Annotated in this window: 15 protein-coding genes; 3 read left to right on the top strand and 12 right to left on the bottom strand. The window is 35.3% G+C overall.

Annotated elements, in window-relative coordinates; translation table 11 throughout:
- The 12 genes from F3J23_RS02435 to F3J23_RS02380 all read right to left on the bottom strand — a co-directional run bounded on the left by F3J23_RS02435 (nt 1) and on the right by F3J23_RS02380 (nt 15,575).
- The gene (locus tag F3J23_RS02435) at nt 1–2,400 is read right to left on the bottom strand and encodes a GumC family protein (RefSeq protein ID WP_167023545.1); all 2,400 of its coding nucleotides are present in this window, start codon (nt 2,398–2,400) and stop codon (nt 1–3) included.
- Nucleotides 2,401–2,407: 7 nt separating this feature from the next.
- Complete coding sequence (locus tag F3J23_RS02430; RefSeq protein ID WP_167023542.1) at nt 2,408–3,229, bottom strand: polysaccharide biosynthesis/export family protein; 822 nt, start codon at nt 3,227–3,229, stop codon at nt 2,408–2,410.
- A gap of 39 nt (nt 3,230–3,268) precedes the next feature.
- Nucleotides 3,269–5,197: a polysaccharide biosynthesis protein gene (locus F3J23_RS02425; protein WP_167023539.1), complete on the bottom strand. Its 1,929-nt coding sequence runs from the start codon at nt 5,195–5,197 to the stop codon at nt 3,269–3,271.
- 354 nt (nt 5,198–5,551) lie between these two features.
- Nucleotides 5,552–6,010, bottom strand: a complete 459-nt coding sequence (locus F3J23_RS02420) for a regulatory protein RecX (RefSeq protein WP_167023536.1) — start codon at nt 6,008–6,010, stop codon at nt 5,552–5,554.
- A 66-nt stretch (nt 6,011–6,076) separates the two neighbouring features.
- Nucleotides 6,077–7,342 carry a serine hydroxymethyltransferase gene (gene glyA / locus F3J23_RS02415; protein WP_167023533.1) on the bottom strand — a complete coding sequence of 422 codons (1,266 nt, stop codon included), beginning with the start codon at nt 7,340–7,342 and terminating at the stop codon, nt 6,077–6,079.
- A 152-nt stretch (nt 7,343–7,494) separates the two neighbouring features.
- Nucleotides 7,495–8,397 (bottom strand): NAD(P)/FAD-dependent oxidoreductase, encoded by a 903-nt coding sequence (locus F3J23_RS02410; protein WP_167023530.1) that lies wholly within the window; start codon nt 8,395–8,397, stop codon nt 7,495–7,497.
- 131 nt (nt 8,398–8,528) lie between these two features.
- Nucleotides 8,529–10,055, bottom strand: coding sequence for a glycosyltransferase family 39 protein (locus F3J23_RS02405; protein WP_167023527.1), 1,527 nt, complete (start codon nt 10,053–10,055; stop codon nt 8,529–8,531).
- 50 nt (nt 10,056–10,105) lie between these two features.
- On the bottom strand, nt 10,106–10,681 hold the full coding sequence (locus F3J23_RS02400) for a hypothetical protein (RefSeq protein ID WP_167023524.1): 576 nt from the start codon (nt 10,679–10,681) through the stop codon (nt 10,106–10,108).
- Nucleotides 10,682–10,833: 152 nt separating this feature from the next.
- Nucleotides 10,834–12,045 carry an efflux RND transporter periplasmic adaptor subunit gene (locus F3J23_RS02395; RefSeq protein WP_185156422.1) on the bottom strand — a complete coding sequence of 404 codons (1,212 nt, stop codon included), beginning with the start codon at nt 12,043–12,045 and terminating at the stop codon, nt 10,834–10,836.
- Between the two features lie 117 nt (nt 12,046–12,162).
- The gene (locus F3J23_RS02390) at nt 12,163–13,434 is read right to left on the bottom strand and encodes an ABC transporter permease (RefSeq protein WP_167023521.1); all 1,272 of its coding nucleotides are present in this window, start codon (nt 13,432–13,434) and stop codon (nt 12,163–12,165) included.
- 132 nt (nt 13,435–13,566) lie between these two features.
- Nucleotides 13,567–14,796: an ABC transporter permease gene (locus tag F3J23_RS02385; RefSeq protein WP_167023518.1), complete on the bottom strand. Its 1,230-nt coding sequence runs from the start codon at nt 14,794–14,796 to the stop codon at nt 13,567–13,569.
- An 89-nt stretch (nt 14,797–14,885) separates the two neighbouring features.
- Complete coding sequence (locus F3J23_RS02380; protein ID WP_167023514.1) at nt 14,886–15,575, bottom strand: ABC transporter ATP-binding protein; 690 nt, start codon at nt 15,573–15,575, stop codon at nt 14,886–14,888.
- 424 nt (nt 15,576–15,999) lie between these two features.
- Here F3J23_RS02380 and F3J23_RS02375 point away from each other — a divergent pair, with 424 nt between their 5' ends.
- The 3 genes from F3J23_RS02375 to F3J23_RS02365 all read left to right on the top strand — a co-directional run bounded on the left by F3J23_RS02375 (nt 16,000) and on the right by F3J23_RS02365 (nt 19,156).
- Nucleotides 16,000–16,974, top strand: coding sequence for a ribonucleotide-diphosphate reductase subunit beta (locus tag F3J23_RS02375; protein ID WP_041461620.1), 975 nt, complete (start codon nt 16,000–16,002; stop codon nt 16,972–16,974).
- A gap of 177 nt (nt 16,975–17,151) precedes the next feature.
- The gene (locus tag F3J23_RS02370; protein ID WP_167023511.1) at nt 17,152–17,439 is read left to right on the top strand and encodes a hypothetical protein; all 288 of its coding nucleotides are present in this window, start codon (nt 17,152–17,154) and stop codon (nt 17,437–17,439) included.
- Between the two features lie 58 nt (nt 17,440–17,497).
- Entirely contained in the window at nt 17,498–19,156 is a 1,659-nt protein-coding gene (locus F3J23_RS02365) for a ribonucleoside-diphosphate reductase subunit alpha (protein ID WP_167023508.1), read from the top strand.
- The last annotated feature ends 107 nt before the right edge of the window (nt 19,157–19,263 follow it).

The raw sequence follows: 19,263 nt of genomic DNA, 5'->3' as shown, positions 1-19,263 counted from the left end.
TTAACTAAAAAGTTTATTTTTTATTTTTTGAAATAGTGTTTGTTCTACCTGATTATTATAACCGTAACCGTATTTATTACTGTATCCTAAGTTTTCTCTGTTTACATCATTAAGTACGAATCCAACATTTCGGATCTTCTTTTGTTCAATATTTGTCCTTGCGAACTCTAATAATGGCTTTTCTGTATATTTAGATCTGGAGACATAAATTGTAACATCAGATAAATCTGCGATAAGGAATGTATCTGTAACAAGAAGCAATGGTGCAGTATCTAAAATGATGTAGTCATATTTGGACTTAAGTTCATCTAATAATGCTTCATAACGCCCATTAGACAATAGTTCTGTTGGGTTTGGCGGAATCATTCCAGAATAAATTACATCCAGATATGGGTTGAAAGATGAAACATGAATGATATCTTCCATTTTGGTATCATCAGAATAAAGATATTCTGTAAGACCAATTAAGCCTTTTCTTGCAGGGTTATATCTTTGCAACTGCGGGTTTCTGATATCAGAACCGATAATGATCGCTTTCTTTTTAGGATTAGCCAATGTCAAAGCTAAATTTACGGATGTAAATGTTTTACCCTCTCCTTTTACCGTTGACGTTACAAACACCACTTTTCCACCAGTTTTATCCTTTGGAAGCATGAAATTCATATTGGTAATAAGAATTCTAAAGGCTTCTGCCATAGGAGTAATATCATTTACTTTTACAATTTCAGAATCACCTTTTTCAAGACTTGGTAATTCTGCAATTACAGGTACTTGAATAAGTTTCTCAAGATCATGTTTAGAAACAACTTTATTATTGAAAAGCTGTAATAAATAAATTATGATAAAGGGAATTAAAAGCCCTAATAATAATGCAATAATAAGGATTATATTCTTCTTTGGAGCTACTGGAATAGGAGAAGCATAGGCTACATCTATCACCTTTGCCTTTGGAGCATTAATAGACTGAGCAATAGCTGTTTCTTCTCTTTTCTGTAGCAATAGCAAATAAAGATTCTCTTTAATCTGCTGTTGTCTTTCAATACCTCTGAATATTTTTTCAATAGATGGAAGCCTGGAAATCTTTCCGGAAACTTTGTTTTGTTCTCCAAGATATTCATTTCTGGCAAGTTCTAATCCTTCTCTATTTCTTTGTAAACTTTGTACAATAGAATTACGCATTACATTAATTTGTTTTGTAATATCTACTACAGCTGGATTTTCAGTTGTTGCAGATTCAAGTAATCTATTCCTTTGCAAAATCATTTGATTATAGGTTGAAATTCCTGAAGTTGCTTCTGGATTATTAAGTCCTACGTTAGACGGCAAGGCCTGATATTGGCCTTGTTTGGACACAAATCCAATTAATGAATTCGTTAATTCAAGTTGTGCATCTACATCTAATTGTTTTGCTTTTGCAGAAGCTGAACTTTGTAAATCAATTTTAACCTCTGTCTCAAGATCCGTAAGTTTATTTTTTGATTTAAAGGTCTCTTTCTCATTTTCTACATCTCCTAATTCCCCTGTAAGTTTCTTAATTCTATCTTCAATAAAATCTAATGTTTTTCTGGATTCAGAATTTTTATCCAAAATAGCATCATTATTATAAGCAATTACTAAAGTGTTAAGAATGTCTTCTGCTTTTGAAATCTGCGGATAACTCATCTCTAGTTTCAATACAGTTGCCTCTTTGTTAATTAAGTTTACCCCAAGAACCTTTTGCAAAAGACTTACTTTATTCTCTATAGTTGAAATATAAAGTTCTAAATTATTTATGTCTCCTTCATTTACCGCAGTAGAATTATACTTGGGATTTTTTGTAATGATTATATTAGCAAAAGGAAGTCCAATCGTCTTACCATATGTGGTAACTATCTCTTTATGAGACTTACCCAGGTTTACTGTAACCTTATTCCCTTCTATTTTTAGTTTAACAACATTAAGGGATTTTTTACTTGGTTTTTCATTGATAACCTTAACTTCAATTGGAGAAGTTTCTTTATACAATTCGATTTTTCTAAGCTTAGATTTTGTAAAAATATCGACCTGGAGATTTTTATTAATGATAACATCTCGCATCAATTTTTTAGACTTAAGTATCTCAATTTCATTGGCTATACTATTAGTCTTTAGGCCTCCAAAACCTGAAAAATCAGGAAGCACTCCTATCTCGCTATTCATCGGCAATGATGAGTTTTTCGCATCTTTTACTAGTACTGTAGTTTGTACATTGTAAATTGGAGTCATAAATGTTAATGAAACATATCCTATAATCAAAGCTATCAGGCCACTAAGTATAAACCATGGCCATTTCCGTAAATAGGGCCTTACTATTTCATTAATATCAATATTGTTTGAATTATTTTCTACTTCTAAAGATGGGGAAGACTGTTGGCTGCTCATTAATTTTTTATTTCTTAAATAAACTTATTACTACTGCTATTGCCGTTACTGCAATAGATGCTGCTGTAAGATAAAGAGTTGTATTTGGGTTTTGTTTAGAGGTAAGATCTCTTACTTTATTAGAAGAAACAATTATGGCATCACCTTGTTTCAGATTATAGTAAGGAGAGTTGATTAAATTGGCATCCTGAAGGTTTACACGTCCATGGGTAACTTCTCCATTTTCAGTTCTAATTACCAAAACATCTTCTCTTTTTCCGAACTGCGTCAAATCACCAGCAAGCCCCAGAGCATTCAGAATCGTAGCCTGCCCGTTCACTACAGTATAATCTCCCTGTCTATTGACTTCACCTAATACAGTAACTTTAAAATTAGCAAGTTTAACATTGACTGTTGGATTAATAACATATTTTGTCATTCTTGTTCTCAACTCGTCTTTAAATTCTACTAAAGTTTTCCCTGAAGTACTCAGTCTTCCCAACACAGGAAAATCTATATCTCCATTGGCATCTACAATATAGCTAGGTCCAGCCAATGTAGTGGCTCCTTGGTTAGGTGTATTCCCTCCTGCTGTAGCGTTAGTTTGGATAAGCTCTGATGAAGAATAATTCTGATTAAAAGGTTTTACAACATCCATATCCTTCGCAGTGATCAGGATGATAAGCTGGTCCCCCACTTGAATTGTGTTGACAGAATTCTTAGCAGAAGCACTGATGGCCACTTGCTCTATATTCTGCATATAATTTAAATCGTTCTTAGCATTGGGATTGACTTTACAGGAAACAACCAAAGACGATGCCAGTACTAGTGTCAATATTTTACCTCTCATTATATTTTAAAATTGTACAAATATACATTTATATTTTTTCTATTTATCCAGAGCTTCATATATGGAATTATTACTCCGGAATTCTGGAACTATTGTTTTCAAAATTCTTACCACTTCCACTTTATCTCTTCTTAAAGATGCTTTAGTGATTTGTTTGGTTAGTGAGTCTATTTCCTCAAATCCCATTGACGGATCTTTAGAGACCATGATTTTTTCATTATGTGTAGGAAGTGTTTTTGCATCATCACTTAGAAGCTCTTCATACAGTTTCTCACCGGGTCTTAATCCTGTATAGATTATCTTAATATCAATATTAGGTTCAAAACCTGATAATTTAATCATTCTTTTCGCCAGATCAAGAATTTTAACCGGTTCTCCCATATCAAAGACAAAGATCTCCCCTCCTTCACCCATGGTTCCAGCCTGAAGAACCAGTTCACAGGCTTCAGGAATTGTCATGAAATACCTTACAATATCCGGATGGGTAATCGTTACAGGACCACCTGCTTCAATCTGTTTTTTAAAGTGAGGAATCACAGAGCCGTTAGACCCCAAAACATTTCCAAATCTTGTTGTGATAAACTTGGTAACATTTCCATCTACATTCTGAAGTGACTGTACAAAGAGTTCGGCAGCACGTTTTGAAGCTCCCATTACATTGGTAGGATTTACAGCTTTATCTGTAGACACCATTACAAATCTGTTTACTTTATACTTGCTGGATAATCTTGCAACAATTTTCGATCCTAATATATTGACAAAGATTGCTTCATGTGGGTTTTCTTCAACCAAAGGGACATGCTTATAGGCTGCCGCATGGTAAACCATTGAGAAGTTATACATCTGGAACAAAGATTCCATTCTATGCTGATTGGAGACATCCCCCAAAACAAACTTGAAAGCAATGTGAGGAAATTTTTCTCTCATTTCAAGTTCTATTTCGTAAAGTGGTGTTTCTGCCTGATCGAGTACCACAATCAGAGAAGGATTAAAATTAGAAACCTGTCTCACGATTTCACTTCCAATAGATCCCGCACCTCCAGTTACCAACACCGTTTTATCATAGTGTCTGCTCTTTACTTTTTCGTTTTGGATTTTAATAGGCTTTCTATTCAAAAGGTCTTCTATCTGAAGTGTCCTAATAGATCCTCCCAAATCACTGTCTCTTAGCTTTTGTACAGATGGTGCTTTTAAAACATGAAGATCTTTTTCCAGAAACAAATTCACCCAGGAATTTACTTCATCTCTAGCCATCATTTCTTTTACAATAAGAACACCATCAATAATAAGATCTTCTTTAGTATGTTCTTCTATTTTTTTCTTTTCATAGATAGGTTTTCCCAATAAAGAGGCTCTTTTTGAGTCTGTTCGCTGGGTAAGAAACCCTACTACCTGATACGGAAGACTAGGATTATCAAGAATAGCTCTGGCTATGGCGATCGACTGCTCATCAATTCCTAAAACCAATATTCTTTTTTTCAGTGCGCTCCTTCTGTATTCTCTTACAATATGGAAAAATTCTTTTACATATAATCTGAAAAGGAATAGCCCCATAAATGAAATCACAAAATACAATACCAGATAAGGAGTCAGAATGAACTTACCTCCGGTAGTCCAGAAATAAAACATATTGATTGTTCCCACCGCCAGCATGGTACAAAAGCAGGATATCAGAAGTTTGAATAAATCTATAAATGTAGAATGACGAATAATTCCCGCATAAGTCTTAAAGACATACATAAAAGCTGTATTTACCAGAATAATAAAGGCAAATATCACGCTTTTATCTTCATGATAAATAAACTCCTGCTTGGTTATTTTCTCGATAATGTAAGTAGAAAGAAACAGGGATATAACCAGAATAATAATATCTATTATAAGTATTATCCATCTAGGAAGATATCTTACGTCTGAGAGATTGACAACATTATCCCCTCCAAATAATTTTTTTCTAAGAGAATTGTACATTGTCTGTATTTGTGTCCATATTTAATTAAAATGTAATATTTAATCACCCGATCAAAGATAACTCCGATACAATCATGCAAAAATAAATAAATTTATCTCAATATATTGAAATCAAAAATAAATTTGATGGCGTTATCTGTGAAATCCAACAATTTCATCTGATACAGGAAAGCTTACCGGCAAAAACCATACCATAAAAACTCTTTAAAAGGTGATATTTATTAGTAAGAATCCTTTATTACGGCTGCTTTATTTTTAAAAATAAGTATTAAATATCTATTTATCAATCTTTTTAACAAACTGACAGTTTCTTATTGTGATCTGGTTTTCCATTTTTCAAGTTTTTTTAATATTTCAGTCAAAAGTATCATTTATTTTCTCATACTCAAAACCTTTACCCATTAAATATTTTATAGCCTTGTTTTTTTTTTGATATTCCTTCACTCCTGATAGCCTGGAGCAGTAATCTTCAAAAATTTTTCTGATTGTTTTCTCATAATCTGAATCATCAATTTCATCAAAGCATGAATTGATCAGCCTTTCAGAGATCTGTTTCTGTTTCAGATTCATTTTAATTTTATTCTTCCCCCAGTGTTTGATATAAAACTTGCCTCGGATATAGCTTCGGGTAAATCTTTCTTCGTTCAAAAAGTTTTCTTTCAGCAAAAACAGGATAATTTCTTCTTTTGCTTCATCAATCAGCAGAAATTCTCTCATCTTCTGCTCTACTTCTGCATGACAGCGGTCCTGATATACACAATAGTTAACCAGTTTCTGTTTAATTTCTTCGAAACTAAAAGATTTCTTTTCCATCTGTACAATCTGTAAAAAAAAAGAATGAGCTTGAGCCCATTCTTTATATTATATGGTAATGCTTAATTAATAATTGAATAAAGCCTTACCTTCCATTAATTCATTAACTTTCTTTCTTACTGATGTAAGAACCTCTTCATTTTTAATATTGTCTACTACTTCAGAGATTAAACCTGCAATAGTATCCATATCATTTTCTTTAAGTCCTCTTGTAGTAATAGCAGCTGTTCCCAATCTGATACCTGATGTTGTAAATGGTGATTTATCATCGAAAGGAACCATGTTTTTGTTACAAGTAATATCAGCAAGTACCAATGCTTTTTCTGTTTCTTTTCCGTTCACTCCTTTATTCCTAAGGTCAACCAGCATCAGGTGATTATCTGTACCACCGCTTACGATATCAAAACCTCTGTTGATCATTGCTTTTGATAATGCCTGAGCGTTTGCTTTAACTTGTTTTGCGTAAGTTTCGAACTGCCCATCCAAAGCTTCTCCGAAAGCCACAGCTTTACCGGCAATCACATGCTCCAGCGGACCTCCCTGAATACCTGGGAATACGGCTCCGTCCAACACCTGGCTCATCATTTTGATTTCTCCTTTTGGCGTTTTGTGGCCATATGTATTTTCGAAATCTTTCCCCATCATAATCATACCTCCTCTTGGTCCTCTCAGGGTTTTATGAGTAGTGGTAGTTACTACATGACAGTGCTCAAATGGCGAATTTAATAATCCTTTTGCTACTAAACCAGCCGGGTGTGCGATATCTGCCCAAAGTGTTGCTCCGATCTCATCAGCAACTTCTCTGAACTTAGCATAGTCAAGATCTCTTGAATAGGCAGAGAAACCTGCGATCAGCATTTTTGGTTTTTCTCTTAAAGCAACCTCTCTCATTTGATCATAATCAATAAGACCTGTTTCCTGTTGAACTCCGTAAGAAACTACGTTATACTGAATACCAGAAAAATTCACGGCAGAACCGTGAGTAAGGTGTCCTCCCATTGAAAGGTCCATCCCCATAATTTTATCACCTGGTTTTAAAACTGCAAGATAAATGGCTGCATTCGCCTGAGAACCGGAATGGGGCTGAACATTCACATAGTCTACTCCGAAAAGTTCTTTTGCTCTGTTGATAGCCAGAGTTTCAACCTCGTCTACTACTTCACATCCTCCGTAATATCTCTTCCCGGGATATCCTTCAGCATATTTGTTTGTCAGTACACTTCCCATTGCTTTCATTACATTTTCAGAAACGAAATTTTCTGATGCAATAAGCTCCAATCCATGGGTTTGTCTTTGTCTTTCCTTTTCAATCAGGTCGAAAATAATATCCATTTTACTTTTAGTTTTTGAAATTTTCTCCCCAAATGTACGGAATTTTCGCTGAGATTCCTGTATTGGAAAAATGATTTTTAAACACCAAACAATGAAATGATTAAAAAAGTAAATTTTATTTTACAGCCTTCAAATTTCGCTGAAATAATTCATTAAAATACCTCATCCGAAAGTTCTTTATTCACCATTGCCCCGGCAAAATTTCCTTGTGCAATGGCATTGGCTACAGACCTCATCATTGTTACATTATCTCCGCAGGCAAAAACTCCCGGTGTTGTAGTTTTCTGCATAGCATCTACTTTAATAAACCCTTGCTCTGTAATTTCACAATCTAGATTTTCGACGTTGATATTTTGTTCAAAAGGAATTTTCGCATACAAAACTTTCAATGCAACAGAGTTTCCATTTTTAAAGATCATTTTATGGAGATGTCCATTTTCATGTTCAATACTTTCAATTTCATCTTCATTGATATTGATCTTATTTCCTTTCAATTTTTCTCTCTGCTCATCAGAAAGATTAGCTCTTCCATTAGTAAAAAGGGTAAGATCTTTTGTCATGTTAAAAATAAGTTTTGAAAATTCGTAAGCCATGTCTCCGTTAGAAAGAATACCTGTTGCTTCATTTTTCACTTCATAACCATGGCAGTAAGGACAATGCAGCACGGAAATCCCCCAGCATTCTGCAAACCCCGGAATATCCGGCATAATGTCTTTTATCCCTGTAGCCACAATCAGCTTTTTAGCAGAGAACACTTCACCGGCTTCTGTTTCAACTTCAAACCCGTCATTATGTTGTGATACTTTTACAGCCTTATCTTGGTGAAACCGAATCGTATTATATTTTTCCAAGTCTTTTTTTGCCAGGCTGGCAATTTCTTTCGGAGTTCTTCCATCATGAGTAATGAAATTGTGTGAATGAGGAGTCTGCCTGTTACAGGGCTTTCCATTATCGATGATTAAGACATTTCTTAATGATCTTCCTAACGCCATTGCCGCAGATAATCCTGAGTAGCTACCTCCGATTATAATGACATCAAAGTTTTTGTTTTCCATAGTTCAGTTGATAGTTGATAGTTGATAGTTGATAGTTCAAAGTTAACATAAAATCCAATAACGCAACATTATTGCAATAACGAATTTCTATTTCCTTGATATTTTAAATCAATTATCGTTTTTCTATCTTGCTACTTCCATTCATTTTTAATCTCATCAATTTCATCCTGAATTCTTTTATTGATATCTACTTTTGCTCCTTGTAAGCTGAAAATTGCCGTCCCTCTTTCTCTTGCATATGGGTTGGTAATGGAATCTTTTAACTCTGAAACTTCAAAGAAAGATCCGGATTCTTTAAGTTCTTTTCCTGCTTCAGACGCATCTTTTACCCTGATAACATTTTTATATTTTTTACTTAAATCTATCCAATTAATATAGTCTGCATGAAATGACATTGCTGTTACTCCAGCTTTCGAATAATAATTAATAGCTCCGGTCTGTCCGTAATTATCACATAGCACCATAGTATTTCCAGACTTGGACAGTTTGGAATATTCTTTATCAACTTTCTGAGCCAACTCTTTCCAGCCTTGCATATCAGCAAAATCCTGCGGCAAAGGATGATCTTTTCCATCTTCCCAGCGAAGCAGTCCGAATTTCTTATACTGATCCTGATGGGATTCAATATATTGGGGACTTTTGTTGGGAAAGGCTACACTATACAAAGGAATAAATAAGAGTATAGGAATGAGAATGCTGACAGGTTTCAAAAATCTCTTCCACCCATTTTCAAATAGATTACCAAGAAAAACGGATCCAAAAGCAATATACACGGGATAGAGCCCTATTGCATAATAATCTTTTGCTTTAAAAAACAAAAATAAAGTGATCGTAATGAGATAACTCCAAAAGAAAAATCTGAATTTCTCAAAAGGTTTATACAACAATAATGCACCCCAGCCTGCAATAATTACAAAGGCAGTTCCAATAAAGAATAATATCTGAGATTTCATAAAATCCATCCTATCTACATGAACAAGCTGTTTTTCTGAAAGCTCTTTCATATGATGAATAACCGGAAAATGATTCTGATACTGCCAGAGGAGATTAGGAAAAATAATAATTAAAGCTAAAAGTGCGGCCCAATACACATGAGACTGCACAAAAATCTTTCTTTGCTTTGTTAATAATAATGCGGGAATAAGTCCTAATAAAGAAAAAGCAATATTGTATTTATTTAGTATCCCTATTCCAAAAATGACTGCACCTATGTATATCCATTTTACTTTTTGGGAATTACAATATTTAATCAAACTATAGTAAAGAAACAGCCATAGAAAGATTTCTAAAGACGTTGGCTGAAACAGCATATTGACCCGAAGGAGTACCGAAAAAAGAATACCTGAAGCGGCAAGTATTTTAGCAAATAAGCTTCCTTTGAGTTCTTCAACAATTTCCCAGGCCAGTGCAATGGTCAAAGCTCCGAATAAAGCTGGAAAAAATTTAACCCAAAATATGGAATTTCCTAATATTTTAATCATCCAGGCCAGCCATGAATTGACGGGAGGAACTGAGAGATATCCCCACGCAAGATGATTGGCCTGATCAAGATGCAGGTATTCATCTCTGTGAAGTTCATACTCCGGGCTAATCAGTGAGTATTGGAGAGCAAACTTTGCAATGATAAAAAGAAACAGAATCCAATAGTCTTTTTTCATGGAGGTATAGTTTGAATTTTAAAATTAAGACACTTTAAATCTCATTTATATTACATTGTTATGCTTTTTTCGAATGTATTCTCAATAATTTCTGTTTTTATCTTGAGAATTTTGTCTGACCAATAATTGATCTCCTCATTTTTATCTGGAAACGTCTCTATAGGTTTATTCTGACAGGAGATCAAAGATTCCTGATAGCTCTGCAACATGGTTTTCAAATAAATTTTATAGTCGCCAGGGCTTTTGGGGATATAGCCTATGCCCTCACAACCACATGTATGAAAGCATTTTCCTGTTTTAAAAAGACCTTCTATAATTTTCCATTCTTTGATTGCCGTTTTTTTAGGAGCCTTGAAATCTTTCCCAAGATCAGCCATTATATTACTGCATTCGGGACATTTTATCGTTCTATTTTCAATTTCTGAAACAATTTTTTGCAGCTCTTCTGTTTCTGTTTTTGTAAATACATATCCTATCCTACGAATTGATTTTCCATCAGGTTCATGATATACTTTTTCTTTTCTAAGCCTTCGTAAAATATCGTCTGCATCCGGCTGCTTAAATGCTTTTCTACATTTAAAGCAGGCATAATGTGATTTATAGGTTTTCCCTGCGTATCTGCACATTTTTTATTAAAATATGATCAAATGTAATCAAATATTCAACATTTATTTAAACCATCTTTCAATTTAATATATTTAACCTAATAATTTAATAAAAAAATCCCGAAGAACAATTCCTCCGGGATTTACAGTTTAAAGTGTATAGTGTAAGTTTATTATTTTGTCTTAGATTTTTCTTTCAATTCTTCTTTGTCTTTATCAGAAGGATTCCAAACTTTCACTTCAGAGTCTTTTGTAATTTCTGACCCCGGAAGAATCTGAACATTGATACCATCACTTGCTCCAAGCTTCAGATATACTTTCTTAAATTTCCCATCCTTTTGTTTTACTTCTACGAATGGAACATCTTTCCCTTGCTTCTTTTCGTACTGAACTAAAGACTCATCCAATAGCAATGCATTTTTCTGAGAGCTTAATACAATTTCTCCGTTGGCAGAGAAACCTGCTCTGATGTATTCATTATTAGGATTGGATACATTTCCTTCTACCGGAAATTTAATGGTTCCTGCATTATCTTTTCCTTTAGGGGCAATCATTGTCAATTTCCCAGGGAAAGTTTTATTTTGAAGAGCTCCGATCACGATGTTCATATCCATCCCCTGGCTTAGTTTCCCGGCCTGTGCTTCATCAATTTCTCCTTTAAAGATCAATGCATTGAGGTCTGCAACAGAACAGATGGTAGTTCCCGCGTTGAAGTTATTGGCTTCAATCACCTGGCTTCCCGGTTTTACAGGAACTTCAAGTACGGTACCTGAAGCTTTGGAACGAATCTCGGTAGTAGCCAGCCCCTGTCCTTTAAGTTCAGGAGTTGCTCCTGTTTTTGCAATCTGCAATCTTTTTTGAGCTGTATTTAATTGCTGCTGAGCATTTTTTAAAGTCTGCTGCTGAGAAAATAATTGTTGTTGAGAATTAAGAAATTCCTGTTTTGATGCTACACCCTGCTTGTATAGTCTATCCTGCATTTCAAACTGCTTTTGCATATTCCCTACATTCATCTGTGCATTACTGATCTGAATCTGTGCATTCTGAACTTCCTGCTGAGCAGCATTTACTTCGGAGATGCTTGGAACGATTTTTACGGTAGCAATTAACTGTCCTGCTTCTACTTTATCTCCTTCTTTTACTAAGATTTTTTCTATGATTCCCGCAATATTGGGTTTAATTTCAATTTCTTCTTTGGGTACGATTTTCCCTGTAGCCATTACTTTATCATCCATATTCTGAACGGTAGGCTTACGGGTAAGGAAAGCTTCGCTTTCTTTAGAATTAGATTTTATAAAATAGCCAAGCCCTGAGAATAATGCCACTGCAAATAAAAGCCCCAACACTATATAAATGGCTTTTTTCCAAGTGAATTTCTTTTTCATATGTATAGTTTATTTTTTATTAAAGATTGAAAGATTTAAAAACTAAAAGATTAATCCTTTACTTTAGACTGATCATCTTCATTTTCAAATTTCCAAATTATTTCATTTTCAAATTAATTATTCTGTTCTTAATGCCTCAATAGGTTTAATTTTCACGGCTCTCTGTGCTGGTATCATCCCGATAACCAGTCCTAAAATCACCATTACAGCCATCGCGGCAAATACGTTTCCATAATTCACGCTCGGATTATAAAATGGAAACGAGTCCTGTCCCTGAGTTACAGCATTGAGAATCATCAAGACAAAAATTCCGGACATAAATCCTATTAATCCTGAAGAGAGTGTAATGACAACACTTTCCAGCAAGATTTGATTTCTTACCTCAGCCGGCTTTGCTCCCAATGCTCTTCGGATCCCGATTTCTTTGGTTCTTTCTTTTACCGTGATCAAAAGGATATTCGAAATCGCAATAACTCCTGCAAGAATAGTAAGCGTACCCACAATAATGGTTAGCAGCTGCATTCCTGTTAGAAAGCCTGTCAGCTTTTTAAATTCTTTCCCAAGATTGAAGCTTCCGAAAGCATTGGTATCTTCAGGAGATACTTTATTCTTTGTTTTTAAAACCTGTTTTACATCTTCTTCCACTGAATTAACGTTAGCATTAGGCTTACTTACAATGGCAAACATATCAATCTGATCTCCTGCATTATACATTTTTGTATAAGTGGAAAGTGGGATAAAAGCCGTTTGATCGTTTTCAAATCCACCCCCTTTTTTCACACGGAAAACCCCAATTACATTAAAGAATAAACCTTTAATATTGATAGATTTTCCTATTGGGTTTTCTTTTTTCTTAGAGTCAAAGAAATTTTTATAAATCTCTTCTCCTATGACCACCACATTTTTATTCCCTGAAACATCTGCATCATTGATATAGCGCCCGAAGATGAGTTTCTTTTCTGAAATTTTATTCCCCACAGAATAATCTCCTGTAAGCGAATAGGTACCATTTTTCCCGTTTCTTGACATTGCTTCTCCAGGAGTTCCAGTAAAGCTTCCTCTTGCATTTTGCGGCGATATATAATCTATGGCTGTTACTTTTCTTTTCAGCATTTCCATATCGGTTAAGTTCAGGTGAACTTCTCTTCCTTTAGGAAATCCTTCATAGGGAATAGAAGTTTTCTGTGCCCACAGGAAAATTGAATTAGTTGCAAAACCGGAAAATAATTTATCAAAACCATTCTCCATCCCTTTTGCCGCACCCAGAAGGCTTACATATAAAAACATCCCCCATCCTACGCCGATCATGGTAAGAAATGTTCGGAGTTTATTATTCCTCAATGAATAATAGATCTCCTGCCACGTGTCTTTTTTAAATATGATATTCACCTTTCTGAGTTATAAGTTTAAACCATGAGTACTTTACATACCCCTTTTATTCTTTTTATTTCTTAGCCATCTCAGCCTATCAGCTTCCTTAGCCTTTTTACTATTTCGCAATTTTGCCTTTTAGCCTTTTCACTATTCCGTTCTCAGTGCTTCAATCGGTTTAATTCTTGAAGCTCTGTATGCCGGTACAAATCCTGCAATCAACCCCGAAAAAATCAGGGCAATAAATGCCATAACAATGGCACCCCAGCCCACACTTGGACTTTTAATAAAGAATTCTTCAAGACTGTTCCCAATAAGGTTTAATGTAAGGACACCTACTCCAACTCCAACAAGCCCGGACACCACGGTAATCACGACACTTTCCTGAACAATCAGACCTACAATTCCGCTTGGTTTTGCGCCAATCGCTTTTCGTACTCCAATCTCCTTGGTTCTCTCTTTTACAATATAAACCATGATATTACTGATCCCAATGATCCCGGCCAGCAATGTTCCTAGTCCGATAAATCCAACAATTGCTGTAAGAACCGCCATAAATGTGAATGTATCATTCATATTTTTAGCATTGTTCCATACACGGACTCCATTTTCATCGTCAGGAGAAACACTTTTCCTTGCTTTTAATTTATCTTTCAGTTCATCTCCGTATTTGATAGCCTGATCAGGTGTCAGTTTGTCACTGTACGTGATGTAGGCTATACTTACGGTATCAGAACCTTTTTTCATTTGCTGTAAAGTGGTAATAGGAACGGTAATATGTCTTTCATCCCAGTCTCCTCCATCATCGGAAAATACGCCCACCACTTTAAACATCGTTCCATTGATATCCAGTTCTTTTCCAACGGGGCTTCCATTCTTGATAAGGTCTCTCTGAACCATTCTACCAATTACGGCAACATTTTGTTTTCCTTCCAGATCTCGCGGAGTGATATATCTTCCATCAATCATCTTTCGATTTTCAATGATCTGTTCACCAGGTTCCGCTCCATGTACTTGATAAACGCCACTCTCTTTTCCATACTTCACCATTAAACTGGCATTATATCGGGGACTGGAAGCTCCTACATTTTTCTTATCGGCGTTAATAAGAAAATCATAATCACTGTTATTCAATGTAACATTTCGATCTGACTGTAACCCTTTATAAGCCAATGTAGTTTTTCCTGTAGTAATGGAAATCAGGTTTTTAGCATCACCTGAAAACCCTTCAGAGAAAGCATTCTGAAGTCCTTTTCCAATTCCGAAAAGTACTATGAAAATAAACAGTCCCAAAGCTACTGTAAACCCTGAAAGTACCGTCCGAAGTACATTACTCCGGATAGAACTGAATATTTCCTGCCAACGATCTAGGTCAAACATTTTTTATTGATATTTAAAGATTGAAAAATGTAAAGATTAAAAACAAATCCATTAAATTTTCAAATTATCTCATTTTCAAATTAACTAATCTACAGCACAATCTGCTTAATAAACTCATCACTCTCAATAATCCCATCCTTCAGCACTACATTTCTTTTCGTTTGGGCGGCAACATCGGGTTCATGGGTTACAACAATGATGGTCTTTCCTTCATTATTAATATCCTGAAGTAGTTTCATAATATCATGAGTCGTTTTGGAATCCAATGCTCCGGTAGGCTCATCCGCCAATACTACTTTCGGATTTGTAATCAGGGCTCTTGCGATGGCTACTCTCTGTTTCTGCCCTCCTGAAAGCTCACTTGGAAGGTGATTAGCCCATTGTGCCAGTCCCACTTTTTCAAGATATTCCATTGCTTTCTGATTTCGCTCTTTTCTCGGTACATTCTGATAATACAGAGGAAGTGCTACATTTTCCAAAGCCGTTTTATAATTGATAAGATTAAAAGACTGAAAAATAAATCCTAAAAATCTACTTCTGTATTCTGCAGCTTTTACTTCTGATAAATGTTCGATAGGAACTCCATCCAGCTCATAGGTTCCGGAATCTTTTTCGTCCAGAATACCAATAATATTAAGAAGTGTAGACTTTCCGGAACCGGAACTTCCCATAATAGAAACAAACTCCCCTTCAGAAATATTCAGATTAATTCCTTTGAGAACATGAAGCTTGCTTTTGCCTGTATCGTATGACTTATTTAAATCCTGAATTACTAACATTAAGTGATGTATGTTTTATACCCAATAAGTAGATGATATTTTCAAATTGTTACAATAATAAAAATTTATTCAAATATTTTTTTGTTTAACAAATTAATCCTTTATTTATAATACTTTATAGAATTTTGTTTAACGGTAACTTCGTATTTCCATACATTTATCCTCAATATTGTGGTCTAGCCTATTATTCGAGCCCCTTTCATGTAAATGTGGAAAACTTTTCCGGCTAAAAGTCAGTCGATTAGTATTTACCTCTTTTAAAATCAGTTCTTTTTTTCGAACTTTGTCATTAGTTCTTTACAAGAAATATGAATTGGCAGGCGTGAATAACTTTAATCCACAATTGCCAGATAAACAAAAAGTTAAGTATTTCCTGAACGTTATCCACAGAGATCTAAATTATTTAATTATAAAGATATTTAATATGGGAATTTTTGATAAAAGAGTAAGTTATAAGCCATTTGAATACCCGGAGGTTCTTCAATTCGTAGAGGCGATCAACAAATCGTTCTGGGTACATTCGGAAGTGGACTTTACTGCAGATGTTCAGGATTTTCATTCGCAGTTGGAACCACATGAGAAGCATGCTGTGAAAAATGCGCTGCTAGCCATTGCACAGATCGAGGTGTCTGTAAAGACATTCTGGGGAAATTTATACAACCACCTTCCGAAACCGGAATTCAATGGATTAGGATCTACTTTTGCAGAATGTGAATTCCGCCATTCTGAAGCTTATTCCCGTTTATTAGAGGTATTAGGATATAATGACGAATTTCTTAACGTAATTGAGATTCCTGCCGTAAAAGGAAGAATCGAGTTTCTTGGTAATGCCTTAAAGCATGCTAATTCCGCAACTCCTAAAGAATATGTTTCTGCATTATTACTTTTCAGCATTTTGGTGGAAAACGTTTCTCTTTTTTCTCAGTTTGCCATCATCCTTTCTTTCACAAGATTTAAAGGATTCATGAAAAATGTTTCCAATATCATCGCATGGACTTCCGTAGACGAACAAATTCACGCTAATGCAGGAATCTATCTGATTAACAAAATTCGTGAAGAACAACCTGATCTATTAACAGACAGCGATATTGAAGATATCTACACGTTAGTAGATGAATCCATCGCAAGAGAAGGTGATATCCTTAGCTGGATCTTCGAATTGGGGGAAATCGACAATGTCTCCAAAGAAGACCTTTTAAACTTCATGAAATACCGTGTGGATGACAGCTTGAAGAAAATCAACATGAAAACAAGATACAACATTACTCCTGAACAATACAGACCCATGGTTTGGTTCGAGGAAGAAGTTTTTGCCAATTCATTAGATGATTTCTTCGCGAAAAGACCTGTTGACTACACTAAACACGATAAGAGTATCACAGCAAACGATTTGTTTTAATAGAAGCGCGAGCGAAGCGAGCGTCAAAACAGATCGTATTAGCGTTCTGCTATTCTGAATATAAGCTGAAAACTAATAAACCAGAGTTCACAAATATGAAGAATCTGATATAATATAATAGGTTCCCTGTTTTCAGAATGATAATTTTTTAAATAAAAATAAGCACAAACACAAAAAATGATTAATGTAATTGTATCTTATACCGTAAATCCGGAGTTCGTTCCACGCAACAAAGAAAATATTCAAATTTTTTTGAATGATTTTAAAAACTTAGATCAGTCAGCATTTGAATATAAAGTTTTTGTAAAAGAAGACGGCGTTACTTTTGTACATTATTCAAACTATATCAATGAAGAAATTCAACATGAAGTTTTGAATGTTCCGTCTTTTAAAGAGTTTCAAAAATTAAGAGATGAAAGCGGGCTAAACGGATCCCACAAAGTAGAACTTTTACAATTAATATAACAAAAAAACAAAATTCCGGAGTGATACCCTCATTCCGGAATTCGAAAATATAACATCTATGGAAGAGCAAAATTCAAATATATGGTGGCTCAACGAAGAGTCTGAGCAGATGTTGAACAGAGGATATCTGTTGAAAGGTGAAACGGTAGACGGAGCTATCGACAGAATCACGACTGCTGCTGCAAAAAGGTTATACAAACCGGAACTTCAGCCGGCATTCAAAGAAATGATCACAAAAGGATGGATCAGTTTCTCATCTCCGGTATGGGCAAATATGGGAACACAGAGAGGTCTTCCTATTTCATGTTTCAACGTTCACATTCCGGACAGCATTGAAGGAATTACCCACAAAATGGGTGAGGTGATCATGCAAACCAAAATCGGAGGTGGAACTTCAGGATATTTTGGAGAATTGAGAAACAGAGGAACTGCAGTAACTGACAACGGAAAGTCTTCAGGAGCCGTTTCGTTCATGAAGCTTTTTGATACAGCAATGGATGTTGTTTCTCAGGGAGGCGTAAGAAGAGGAGCTTTTGCGGCTTACTTAGATATTGACCACGGAGATATTGAAGAATTCTTATCTATCAAAGACATCGGCAGCCCAATCCAAAACCTGTTCACAGGAGTTTGTGTACCGGATTACTGGATGCAGGATATGATTGACGGTGATATGGAAAAACGTAAAGTCTGGGCAAGAGTATTGGAAAGCCGCCAACAAAAAGGACTTCCATATATTTTCTTTACAGACAATGTAAACAGAAACAAGCCTCAGGTTTATAAAGACCTGGGAATGACTGTAAATGCAAGTAACCTTTGCTCTGAAATCATGCTTCCATCCACAATGGAAGAATCTTTCATCTGCTGTCTGTCTTCTATGAACCTTGAATTATATGATGAGTGGAAAGACACTGATGCGGTAAAACTTGCCGTATACTTCCTTGATGCGGTATTATCTGAGTTCATCGATAAAACTGAAGGCAACTACTATCTGCAGGGAGCGAGAAACTTTGCTATGCGTCACAGAGCGCTTGGATTAGGGGTTTTAGGATACCACTCTTATTTACAGAAAAATATGATTCCGTTTGAAAGCTTTGAAGCAACTCAGTTCAATGCAAGAGCATTCAGACATATCAAAGAACAGGCTGAGCAGGCTTCCAGAGAGCTTGCCAACATATACGGAGAACCGGAAGTATTGAAAGGATACGGGTTAAGAAATACCACAACAATGGCTATTGCTCCTACCACTTCAAGTTCTGCGATCTTAGGACAGACTTCTCCGGGAATTGAGCCTTTCTCATCCAACTACTATAAAGCAGGTCTTGCTAAAGGAAACTTTATGCGTAAGAACAAGTATTTAGCAAAATTGCTGGAAGAAAAAGGATTGGATAACGAAGAAACATGGAGAACAATCATGTTGAACCATGGTTCTGTACAACATCTGAATGAGCTTACTGCTGAAGAAAAAGCAGTATTCAAAACTTTCAAAGAGATCTCTCCAATGGAAATTATTTCTCAGGCAGCACAGAGACAGCAGTACATTGATCAGGCTCAATCTCTGAACCTTCAGATTCCTTCTACAATGCCGGTAAAAGATGTTAATTATCTTTATATTGAAGCTTGGAAAAAAGGAGTAAAAACACTTTATTACCAAAGAAGTTCTTCAGTATCAAAAGAAATGATGGTAAACTTCGTTTCTTGTTCAAGCTGTGAAGCATAAAATCAAGTAATAAACACGCTATATTTACAAAAGCACGCCGAAAGGGGTGCTTTTGTCGTTTTGGATTTTAATAAGTGTTTGGGCTAAAACCGATAGATGAATTCTTT

The sequence above is a fragment of the Chryseobacterium sp. Tr-659 genome, from assembly GCF_011752975.1.
GTDB lineage: Bacteria > Bacteroidota > Bacteroidia > Flavobacteriales > Weeksellaceae > Chryseobacterium.
Note: the sequence above shows the minus strand (reverse complement) of the source record. Positions and strands in the feature narration are given on the sequence as shown.

What these genes read in the sequence shown, in the direction of transcription:
- F3J23_RS02395 (WP_185156422.1), bottom strand. Translation starts at nt 12,045, where the DNA reads ATGAAAAAGAAATTCACTTGGAAAAAAGCCATTTATATAGTGTTGGGG.
- F3J23_RS02410 (WP_167023530.1), bottom strand. Translation starts at nt 8,397, where the DNA reads ATGGAAAACAAAAACTTTGATGTCATTATAATCGGAGGTAGCTACTCA.
- F3J23_RS02380 (WP_167023514.1), bottom strand. Translation starts at nt 15,575, where the DNA reads ATGTTAGTAATTCAGGATTTAAATAAGTCATACGATACAGGCAAAAGC.
- F3J23_RS02370 (WP_167023511.1), top strand. Translation starts at nt 17,152, where the DNA reads ATGATTAATGTAATTGTATCTTATACCGTAAATCCGGAGTTCGTTCCA.
- glyA (WP_167023533.1), bottom strand. Translation starts at nt 7,342, where the DNA reads ATGGATATTATTTTCGACCTGATTGAAAAGGAAAGACAAAGACAAACC.
- F3J23_RS02420 (WP_167023536.1), bottom strand. Translation starts at nt 6,010, where the DNA reads ATGGAAAAGAAATCTTTTAGTTTCGAAGAAATTAAACAGAAACTGGTT.
- F3J23_RS02365 (WP_167023508.1), top strand. Translation starts at nt 17,498, where the DNA reads ATGGAAGAGCAAAATTCAAATATATGGTGGCTCAACGAAGAGTCTGAG.
- F3J23_RS02375 (WP_041461620.1), top strand. Translation starts at nt 16,000, where the DNA reads ATGGGAATTTTTGATAAAAGAGTAAGTTATAAGCCATTTGAATACCCG.
- F3J23_RS02435 (WP_167023545.1), bottom strand. Translation starts at nt 2,400, where the DNA reads ATGAGCAGCCAACAGTCTTCCCCATCTTTAGAAGTAGAAAATAATTCA.
- F3J23_RS02385 (WP_167023518.1), bottom strand. Translation starts at nt 14,796, where the DNA reads ATGTTTGACCTAGATCGTTGGCAGGAAATATTCAGTTCTATCCGGAGT.
- F3J23_RS02400 (WP_167023524.1), bottom strand. Translation starts at nt 10,681, where the DNA reads ATGTGCAGATACGCAGGGAAAACCTATAAATCACATTATGCCTGCTTT.
- F3J23_RS02425 (WP_167023539.1), bottom strand. Translation starts at nt 5,197, where the DNA reads ATGTACAATTCTCTTAGAAAAAAATTATTTGGAGGGGATAATGTTGTC.
- F3J23_RS02430 (WP_167023542.1), bottom strand. Translation starts at nt 3,229, where the DNA reads ATGAGAGGTAAAATATTGACACTAGTACTGGCATCGTCTTTGGTTGTT.
- F3J23_RS02405 (WP_167023527.1), bottom strand. Translation starts at nt 10,055, where the DNA reads ATGAAAAAAGACTATTGGATTCTGTTTCTTTTTATCATTGCAAAGTTT.